This window comes from Neobacillus sp. NPDC093127 (assembly GCF_044754175.1).
In the GTDB taxonomy this organism is placed as follows: domain Bacteria; phylum Bacillota; class Bacilli; order Bacillales; family Cytobacillaceae; genus Neobacillus.
Genome location: NZ_JBIVOP010000045.1, coordinates 1 through 6,223, shown reverse-complemented (window position 1 = coordinate 6,223; position 6,223 = coordinate 1). Strand labels below are relative to the sequence as shown.

The following is a 6,223-nucleotide window of genomic DNA, read 5'->3' as shown; positions in this document are numbered from 1 at the left end:
GCCATTTCAGCTAATTTTAGACGAAATGACACCTTTTTTATATTCCCTCAAAATGAAAAGACAAAAAAACGTAAGTTTTTCAGTGCCCTCCGCTTAAGCGCCGAGGAGGCTCACCGCCCGCCCCGCGGAAAGCGAAGCGCCCGGAACGGAAATCAACAGCCAGGTATAACCGAGCCAAAATTTTAAGTATGACCAAATCATGAACAAACTCGTAAGTTTTTGCTAATAAAATGCAATTATTTAGTAATTTAAAGATGAATGAGTATAATTGTTAGTATAAGCCAAAATAGTAGATAGCAACCTTTTCGGGTAGAGAGGAATGGTGTAAATTGGGTTATTATGATGATCATTCACAGGGACGTTATCGAGAACAAAAGGGAAAAAAGGGTGGCTTTTTTCTTGCCAGCTTTGTAGGGGCAATGATTGGTGCCATTGTCGTTATCCTGGCCATTCCAACCTTGTCTAAGCAGGGGGTACTCCCTTATAAGCTGGAATCCGCTCAAAACTTACCAGCGGAAACAGATAACAATAATAATCAACAAAATGTCATTAAGCAAATTTCTTACGATGTGACCACCAATACGACAAAGGCCGTTGATAAAACAGGCGAAGCAGTTGTCGGCATCAATAACATTCAGGCTACAAGCTTTTGGTCCGATAATGGAAACGGCTCAGAGCAGGAAGCCGGAACGGGTTCGGGTGTTATTTATAAAAAGGAAGGCAATCAGGCTTTCGTCGTAACGAATCATCATGTCGTTGAGGGTGCGGCCAAACTGGAAGTAACGTTGTCAGATGGAACGAAAATTCCTGCCAAACTGCTAGGCAGTGATATCTGGACAGATTTAGCCGTTCTGCAGATTGATGCCGGCCAAATAAAAAAGATTGCTGAATTCGGTAATTCTGACAGTTTAAAAATGGGTGAACCGGTAATTGCAATTGGAAATCCCCTTGGAGCCACATTTTCCGGCTCGGTAACACAGGGGATTATCTCCGGATTAAAGCGGACGATTCCGGTTGATATCAATCAGGATGGCATTGTTGATTGGCAGTCAGAGGTATTGCAGACCGATGCCGCGATTAACCCTGGCAACAGCGGCGGCGCGTTAATTAATATGGCAGGGCAAGTCATCGGAATTAATTCCATGAAGATTGCCCAGAATGCGGTTGAAGGGATTGGCCTATCAATCCCAATTAATTCTGCAAAGCCGATTATTAATGACCTTGAGCAATTTGGCTCTGTTAAACGCCCATATATGGGTGTCGATTTAAAATCAGTTTCTGAAATCCCTGCCTATTATCAGCAAGAGGCGTTAAAGCTGCCTCGAAATGTGAATTACGGTGTGGCACTTCGTCAAGTAGTACCGAATTCGCCGGCTTCACAAGCAGGATTAAAAGAGCTGGATGTAATCGTCGAAATGGATGGACAAAAGATAAATGATGTCATTGATCTTCGTAAGCACTTGTATCAGAAAAAGAAAATAGGCGAGCAAATGAAGGTTAAATTTTATCGGGCTGGAAAGTTACAAGAAACAACCTTGCGCTTATCCGCAGAGAAATTACAATAAACGACCGCGACAGGCAAAAACAGGAGGTGATTCATTCACACTCCTGTTTTTGTTGTGGTATCATGGTTGAGGTAATTGATGTTGTCGAATGACAAAAGGTTGTAAAGTTAACAATAGGATTAAGGTCTATCTTTTTCAGGAAGGTGGTTAACAGAATGATTTATTGCTGTGAGGAACATGTGGAGATTGGATTGGATGCAATTGTGGATGAATATCAAACTTTTCCGGTTATGACGAAACTAACTGGGGATAACTTATCAACAAGCTGTGAATATTGTCAAAATAGGGCTGTATATATGGTGGCGAACAAGTGATTCCATACAAGATGTGGATAAAAAATGTGGACATGTGGATAACTCCTGTGGACAACTTGTTTGTAAGCTGTTTGTAATCAAGTTGAAAAGGGCTGTGGATTGTGAATATCTCAATTATTACGGTAGGAAAATTAAAAGAAAAATATTTGCGTCTTGGCATTGATGAGTATTTAAAGCGATTATCAGCGTATGCCAAGGTAGAGGTTATTGAGGTTGCGGATGAAAAGGCACCTGAAGAATTAAGCGAGCTGGAAATGCTGCAGGTAAAGCAAAAAGAAGGCGAAAGAATTCTTACAAAAATCAGTCAGGATACATATGTAATTGCCTTAGCCATCCAAGGGAAATTGGCATCATCAGAGGAACTTGCTGATTCATTGGACAAACTAGCGACATACGGGAAAAGTAAAATTGCCTTTGTCATTGGCGGGTCATTGGGGTTGAGTGAGGAAGTGTTGAAGCGGTCAAACGAGCAATTGTCATTTTCGCGGATGACCTTCCCGCATCAGCTGATGAGGTTAATATTAGTGGAACAGGTTTATAGGGCTTATCGGATTAATCGGGGGGAACCGTATCATAAGTAAATGAGGTTTTGTAAACTAATTGTAAATGAAATTTATTTTTTGATAGATACAGTATTGATCTTTGCAAAGTCTAAGCAAGGGTAATTAAAAGAGTAATGAATTAGAAAAAAAGGATGAAAAGCGACAGATAACTGTCTTCTTTTCATCCTTTTATTTTCTGGCATTTGAAATTGGACAAGGGCTAACGGCAATAGTTAATGGAATAAGCATTTTTTATCAGCTCCTATCTTTTTAGTCAAAAAATAATTACAAAAAGACCTACACGCAATGTACAGCCTTTTAATAAAATATCTTATGTAAAGGATGTTGGGAATAAAGGGTAAGGAGCGATAGAAATGAAAAATATATCAATTCTCTTGCCTTATCAATCTGATAACGGGCCAAGAGATAGGGCTATCCATTGGGTAAAAAAATTTTACGAAGTTACCATGCCAGAGGCTGAATTATGTATTGGTTTATCATCGGGTGGTCATTTTAATTGCTCTCAAGCATTAAATGATGCTGCCAAAATGGCCACAAGGGAAATTTTCGTCCTGGCAGATGGCGATGTTGTTTATGACCCGGCAATTATAGAAGAAGCTGTTAAGTTTTTAGACCATTATCCATGGGTAATTCCTTATCGTGGTGTGGTTAATTTATCACAAGATAATACAGACAGGTTGTTGGCGACAGAACCAACCTGGCCGCTAAATACTTCTATTGATAATTATTCTATTAATAATTTTTATGAACGCTTTGGAGGAAAATTGATGGTTATGAGGCGTGAGACTTTCATTGCAGCTGGCGGTTATGATGAAAGGTTTGTTGGTTGGGGCGGCGAAGACGACGCTCTTATACATGCTTTGGAAACACTATGTGGACCCTATAAAAAACTAGAAAATCAACTCATTCACTTCTGGCATCCGATAACGGAATGGGGAAATGCTCCGAATGCCAAAGATAATATGAAACTATTGATTAGATATGATAAGGCAAATGGAAATAAGGAAGCCATGCTAAGACTTATAGGAGAACGACGGAGGCCAGGGAGTAGAAGGCGCTAAATATAAGGAGAGAATCAATGAGCCACAAGAAATTTGATTATGTCATATTCGGCAAGAATATTTGGAATGTAGGCTGCCCTTTTATTGGCTAAAAAATTTCATGTAGCCTCAATCGATATTGAAGATTCTCCTTTTTTGAAGGGCCAGTTGTGTTAATCAAACAAGAATTTATAAAGGATAAAAAAATTTATCAATATACCAACATACTGAACGAGGGGAATAAAAGTGAAATTAAAAGTCGGAATGATTGGTGCAGGAGGAGTTGCCAAAAGAGCTCACATGAATGCCCTCAATGCGTTAAAAGAATTTATTGAAGTAATTTCTGTTTCAGATGTGAATATAGAAGCTGCTAAAACATTGGCTGAAGCTGTTGGAGCCGCCCGTATATATTCTAATTACCATGAATTGCTTTCCATAAAAGAAATTGATGCGGTCGTTGTAACAACTCCAAATTTTTTGCATTCTACTATTTCTATTGATGCTTTGAAAGCAGGAAAACATGTTTTATGCGAAAAGCCGCTCGCTATCAATCCTGTTGAAGCAAAAAAAATGATCGAAACTGCAAAAGGACAAGGAAAGATTTTAATGACAGCCTTGAATAATCGATTCCGTGATGAAGTCGCAGTCATTAAAAATGACATTTTACAGAATAAACTTGGTGATATCTATCATGCCAAATGCGGATGGGTCAGAAGGTCAGGAATTCCAGGTTGGGGTGGGTGGTTTACGAATAAATCACTCTCTGGCGGAGGACCTTTGATTGATTTAGGAGTACACATGCTAGATTTAACCCTGTATTTAATGGGCGACCCTAAAGTGGTATCTGTGTCTGCTGCTACTTATCAGAAGTTTGGACACAAAGGAACGACACGAGCTAGGGCTGTTGCAAATCCTAATGGTATATATGACGTTGAAGATTATGTCACTGCTTTCATTCGTTTAGAAAACGGAGCCACCATTAATTTGGACACAAGTTGGGCATCCAATATTGAAAAGGAAAAAGTTTTTGTTCAGCTTTTAGGAGACAAAGCAGGTGTTGATTTAACAAATGGAAATCCTTTAACCTATTTCACAGAAGAAGATGGAAAAGAAGTAAATTATCAACCGAATAGTTCATTTGTCGATTCTAATGCGCACAAAAATATGTGGAAACATTTTTATGAATCGATTATTAATCAAACAGCGCCCCTTCCAAGTGGAGAAAGAGGATTACAAATCAACCAAATTTTAGACGCAATTTATACTTCTAGCTTAACAAAACATGAAGTATACCTTTAAAAAAGGAACGGGAATTGGATGGTGATAAAGTTGCTGATCCTTGTAGCTTTAAAGACTTAAATTTGGAACTGTGGAACAAAACTAGATGAAACTTTAACTTGTCCAAAGTGGCCAAAGATCATTATGAATTGAAAAACTTTAAAACTACAAAAAAATGAAAATATTTTTTAAGGGAGTTTTTTTTTGATTCCATTTCTTAACGTAAAAGAGATTAATAATCAATATCATAATGAAATAGCAGAGGCTGTTGAAAGAGTAGTTTCAAGTGGTCAGTATATTCTTGGTCAAGAAGTAAGAGCATTCGAAGAAGAATTTGCAAGTTATTGCAAAGTTAAGCATTGTATAGGTGTTGCTAATGGCTTAGATGCGTTAACATTGATCATTCGTGCTTACGGTATTGGTGAAGGGGATGAAATCATTGTCCCATCTAACACATATATTGCTTCGATTTTAGCAATCTCACAAAATGGCGCAATACCTGTTTTAGTTGAACCTAACATTAAAACATATAATATTGATCCCATTTTATTAGAAGAAAAGATCACACCAAGAACAAAAGCGATCTTGGTAGTTCATTTATATGGACAACCTGCTAATATGGATGCAATTAATGAAATCGCTAAAAAATATAAACTGAAAGTAATTGAAGACGCTGCTCAAGCTCATGGTGCTACATTCAATGGTAAAAAGACTGGTACTTTAGGAGATGCTGCTGGGTTTAGTTTCTATCCAGGAAAAAATCTGGGGGCGCTTGGGGATGGAGGAGCAATTACTACTAATGATGACAGCCTCGCAGATAAACTGCGTGCATTAAGAAATTATGGATCTCCTGTGAAATATGAACATATTTATAAAGGTTTAAATAGTCGTTTAGATGAAATACAGGCTGCTGTTTTACGTATTAAGTTAAAATATTTAGATAAAGATAATAGTAAAAGACGCCAAATAGCTGAGTATTACTGTAAATTCATAAATAATCCTAAAATTGTATTACCTATTCTAGAGAGAGATGGGCAATTATCTCACTCGTGGCATTTGTTTGTAATCCGAACGGAAGAAAGAGAAAGCCTTCAAAAATATTTATTAAATAATAATATTGAAACACTTATTCATTATCCAATTGCGCCGCATAAACAGCTTGCATACAACGAATGGAATGAAGAAAGCTACTGTATTTCTGAACAAATTCATTCAGAAGTATTAAGTCTACCTATATCTCCTGTTTTAACTCTAGAAAAGGCAAAAATGGTAGTTGACTGCATTAATCAATTTTAGTTAAAGTTGGATGAAAATTCCTCGAATTCCCCGGTTTAAAATTCCCCAGAAGGACTTACCTCAGTCCTTCTGTTTCTGGTGTGCCAGGCATGGCAACTATCTAGGTGGTGAAAGTCCACTGTGGGGGTACACATCGACCAACCACTAAGGAGGCGCAAGGTACTTAC

Annotated in this window: 6 protein-coding genes; all 6 read left to right on the top strand. The window is 38.0% G+C overall.

Annotation, left to right across the window (positions count from 1 at the left end; all coding sequences use genetic code 11):
- The first annotated feature begins 329 nt into the window (after positions 1 to 329).
- The 6 genes from ACIQCO_RS27745 to ACIQCO_RS27720 all read left to right on the top strand — a co-directional run bounded on the left by ACIQCO_RS27745 (position 330) and on the right by ACIQCO_RS27720 (position 6,056).
- Complete coding sequence (locus ACIQCO_RS27745) at positions 330 to 1,565, top strand: S1C family serine protease (RefSeq protein WP_400435361.1); 1,236 nt, start codon at positions 330 to 332, stop codon at positions 1,563 to 1,565.
- Between the two features lie 155 nt (positions 1,566 to 1,720).
- Positions 1,721 to 1,879, top strand: coding sequence for a CxxH/CxxC protein (locus tag ACIQCO_RS27740; RefSeq protein WP_400435359.1), 159 nt, complete (start codon positions 1,721 to 1,723; stop codon positions 1,877 to 1,879).
- Positions 1,880 to 1,980: 101 nt separating this feature from the next.
- A complete protein-coding gene (rlmH, locus tag ACIQCO_RS27735) occupies positions 1,981 to 2,460 on the top strand; it encodes a 23S rRNA (pseudouridine(1915)-N(3))-methyltransferase RlmH (RefSeq protein ID WP_400435357.1) in 480 nt (159 codons plus the stop codon).
- Between the two features lie 335 nt (positions 2,461 to 2,795).
- On the top strand, positions 2,796 to 3,503 hold the full coding sequence (locus tag ACIQCO_RS27730; RefSeq protein WP_400435355.1) for a galactosyltransferase-related protein: 708 nt from the start codon (positions 2,796 to 2,798) through the stop codon (positions 3,501 to 3,503).
- A 225-nt stretch (positions 3,504 to 3,728) separates the two neighbouring features.
- Positions 3,729 to 4,781: a Gfo/Idh/MocA family protein gene (locus ACIQCO_RS27725; RefSeq protein ID WP_400435353.1), complete on the top strand. Its 1,053-nt coding sequence runs from the start codon at positions 3,729 to 3,731 to the stop codon at positions 4,779 to 4,781.
- 183 nt (positions 4,782 to 4,964) lie between these two features.
- Positions 4,965 to 6,056, top strand: coding sequence for a DegT/DnrJ/EryC1/StrS family aminotransferase (locus ACIQCO_RS27720; RefSeq protein ID WP_400435351.1), 1,092 nt, complete (start codon positions 4,965 to 4,967; stop codon positions 6,054 to 6,056).
- Positions 6,057 to 6,223: the final 167 nt, after the last annotated feature.

Bases quoted from the DNA above. Each gene is read 5' to 3' on its own strand.
- ACIQCO_RS27740 (WP_400435359.1), top strand. From the start codon at position 1,721: ATGATTTATTGCTGTGAGGAACATGTGGAGATTGGATTGGATGCAATT.
- ACIQCO_RS27730 (WP_400435355.1), top strand. From the start codon at position 2,796: ATGAAAAATATATCAATTCTCTTGCCTTATCAATCTGATAACGGGCCA.